This window comes from Burkholderia sp. HAN2018 (assembly GCF_024704855.1).
Classification (GTDB): Bacteria; Pseudomonadota; Gammaproteobacteria; order Burkholderiales; family Burkholderiaceae; genus Burkholderia; species Burkholderia cepacia.
Window position 1 is genome coordinate 1 of sequence record NZ_QOBB01000417.1, and the last position, 3,095, is coordinate 3,095.

The following is a 3,095-nucleotide window of genomic DNA, read 5'->3' on the forward strand; positions in this document are numbered from 1 at the left end:
CGCCGCGGCCTCGGGCGTCATCCCGAGCGTGCGGATCGCGCCTTCGATCGCCGGCTGGGCGCCCGGCACGTGTTCGACGGTCAGCATCCGCTGCATCAGGTTGAATTCGAGCGCCGACACTTCGCTCATCCCGCCGAGCTTCTTGCGGATCAGCGTTTCCTCGGTCGGGCAGTCCATCTGCATGATCCGGAACGCGGAGCGCACGTGACCCGACGCGGTCGCCTGCGCGACCGGCAGCGGCGCGAGCGTCAGCGCGGCAGGCGCGCAGCAGTCGCCGGCCGCGTGGTCGTGGTCGTGGTCGTGGTCGTGGTCGTGGTCGTGGTCGTGGTCGTGGTCGTGGTCGTGGTCGGCATGGTCGTGCTTGCCGTGGTCGTGAGAGCACGCGTCGCCGTGTGCATGGCCGTTGCCTTCCGCATGATCGTGGCCATGATCCGAAGGGTCGTGCGCGCCGTGGTCGTGCGTGCACGCCGCGCCGTGCCGATGCGCGTCGCCGTGATCGCCGTGATCATGGTCGTGGCCATGCGCGCGCTCGCCGGCCGCCGGCACCGCGTCGGCAACGGTCGCCGTCTGCGTGTCGCGCAAATCGGCGCAGCACGCATCGGCGCCGCCGGCATGACGGTGTCGTGGGTCGTGGGTACGCTGGGCATCGGTCATGACAACCTCCTCAATGGCTTTCAATGGCTTGACGGAGTAGAGTTAACACCCTGAAGCCACTACAAGGTCAACCCTTGCACGGGAGAAAGACATGAAGATCGGCGAACTGGCCAAGGCGGCCCGCTGCACACCCGAGACGATCCGTTTCTACGAGAAAGAGGGGCTGATGCCGGATGCGGAGCGCACCGACTCGAACTACCGCAACTACACCGACGTGCATGTCGAACGGCTGCGCTTCATCCGCAACTGCCGCGCACTCGACATGGCCCACGACGAAATCCGCGCGCTGCTGCAGCTCACCGACACGCCGGCCGATCCTTGCGATTCGATCAATGCGCTGCTCGACGAACACATCGGCCACGTCGATGCGCGCCTCGCGGAACTCACGCATCTGCGCGACCAGCTCACCGAATTGCGCCGGCAGTGCGTCGGCGAGCATTCGGTCGAGGATTGCGGCATCGTGCACGGTCTCGCGACGATGGAAACCGTCGCACCGGCCGCGAAGCGCTCGCACCTCGGCTGAAACCCTTGTGGAATATGATAGTTTCGTCGAGAATAGTTATATTATTACTAGATATACGATAACTATTCATGTCCACTATCCGTCCGTCCCCGCTCGCGCTGGCCGTCCTCGCGACGCTCACCGAAACGCCGATGCATCCGTACGGGATGCTGCAGCAACTGAAGGCCCGCGGGTACGACGAAGTCGTCAACGTCCGGCAGCGCACGAGCCTCTACCAGACGATCGACCGGCTGCTGCGCGACGGGCTGATCGCCGTTCACGACACCGAGCGCGATGGCGCGTTTCCCGAGCGCACGCTGTATGCGCTGACCGAGGCCGGGCACACGGCCGGGCAGGCGTGGCTGCATGCGCTGCTCGCGGAGCCCGCGCGCGAATTCCCGGCGTTCGGCGCCGGCCTCGCCTTCCTGCCGCTACTCGACGCCGAAGATGCCCGCCACCAGCTCGAGCTTCGGATCGCCCGGCTCGACGCCGAGCGCGAGCGCCTCGAAACGCTGCGCAACGCCGCGCAGGCCGACCAGGTGCCGCGCCTGTTCCTGCTGCAGAACGAACACGCGCTCGTGCTGCTCAATGCCGAGCTCGGATGGGCGCGCAGCGTCGTCGAACACCTGAAGATCGGCGCGCTGCGCTGGGTGGACGGCTGACGAATCACGCAGGCGGGCGCCCGGCGGCGACAGGCAACGCCGCCGTCAAAGCACCTTGCCCGGATTCAGGATGCCGCCCGGATCGAGCGCGGCCTTCAGGCGTCGCATCAGCCCGATTTCCGCGTCGCTGCGCGTGTGCGCGAGATAGGGCCGCTTGAGCACGCCGATGCCGTGCTCGGCCGACACCGAGCCGCCCATGTCCCGCACCACCGCGTACACGCAGTGATCGAGCGCGTCGGCGTCCGCATCGCTCATCCCGGCCAGTGACACGCCGATATGCACGTTGCCGTCGCCGACGTGCCCGAAGAACAGGCACACGGCATCCGGCCATTGCATGCGCAGCGCCGCTTCGCAGCGTTCGGCGAACACGCCGAGTTCGCCGGTCGGCAAACTCACGTCGAAGTTGACCAGATGCGGCAGTGCGTCGATCGCGAGGCCTTCGCGCAGCGTCCACAAGTCCCGCGCCTGCCGCTCCGACGTCGCGAGCACCGCATCCTCCACGAGCCCGGCCTCGATTCCCGCCGCGAGGCCGGTTTCCAGCGCCTGGTGCGCATCGCCGCCCGGTGCGCTCGTCGCGCATTCGATCAGCACCGCGAAGCCGTCGTCGCCGACAAACGGCGCCGAGACGCCCGGCGTGCGGCGCGCGACGTAGTCGTAGAACGCCGGCCACATCGCCTCGAAACTGACGACCTCCGGCAGCGTGCGCACGCGATTCCACAGCGCGATGACCGCGTCGTAGTCGCGCACGCGGCAGAGCGCCGTGGCCGGCGCGGCGAGCAACGGATGCAGCCGCAGCACGGCGCGCGTGACGACGCCGAGCGTCCCCTCGCTGCCGATGAACAGCTGCTTCAGGTCGTAGCCCGCGTTGTTCTTCAGCATCCGGTTCATCGACGACACGACCGTGCCGTCCGCGAGCACGGCCTCGAGCCCGAGCACCTGCTCGCGCATCATCCCGTAGCGGATCGCGCGCGTGCCGCCCGCGTTGGTCGCGAGCATCCCGCCGATCTGGCACGAACCGCGTGCGCCGAGATCGACACCGAAGGTGAAACCCGCCGCTTCCGCGGCTTCCTGCACCGTCTGCAGCGGCGTCCCGGCACGCACGGTCATCGTGCCGGCCGCCGCGTCGAGCGCCTCGACGCCCGCGAAGCGTTCCATCGACAGCACGACCTCGCCGCCGAGCGCGACCGCGCCGCGCGCGAGCCCCGTCAGGCCCCCCTGCGGCACGACCGTCTGGCCGAGCCGCGCGCACAGCGCAAGCGTGCGCGACACGTCGCCGA

General features: G+C 68.6%; 3 protein-coding genes and 1 pseudogene. 2 read left to right on the forward strand and 2 right to left on the reverse strand.

All coding sequences use genetic code 11. The annotated features are described in order from the left end of the window. A pseudogene (locus DPV74_RS40350) lies at window positions 1–654 on the reverse strand (heavy metal-associated domain-containing protein); the annotation flags it as partial. A 91-nt stretch (window positions 655–745) separates the two neighbouring features. Between DPV74_RS40350 and cadR the strand changes: the two are divergent. Together cadR and DPV74_RS40360 are read left to right on the forward strand one after the other, a co-directional pair. Then, on the forward strand, window positions 746–1,177 hold the full coding sequence (gene cadR / locus DPV74_RS40355; protein WP_014895515.1) for a Cd(II)/Pb(II)-responsive transcriptional regulator: 432 nt from the start codon (window positions 746–748) through the stop codon (window positions 1,175–1,177). A 68-nt stretch (window positions 1,178–1,245) separates the two neighbouring features. Continuing rightward, window positions 1,246–1,818 carry a PadR family transcriptional regulator gene (locus DPV74_RS40360; RefSeq protein WP_119339213.1) on the forward strand — a complete coding sequence of 191 codons (573 nt, stop codon included), beginning with the start codon at window positions 1,246–1,248 and terminating at the stop codon, window positions 1,816–1,818. Window positions 1,819–1,863: 45 nt separating this feature from the next. Here DPV74_RS40360 and DPV74_RS40365 read toward each other — a convergent pair. Next, a partial coding sequence (locus DPV74_RS40365) for an FAD-binding oxidoreductase (RefSeq protein ID WP_162923302.1) occupies window positions 1,864–3,095 on the reverse strand: 1,232 nt, incomplete at its 5' end.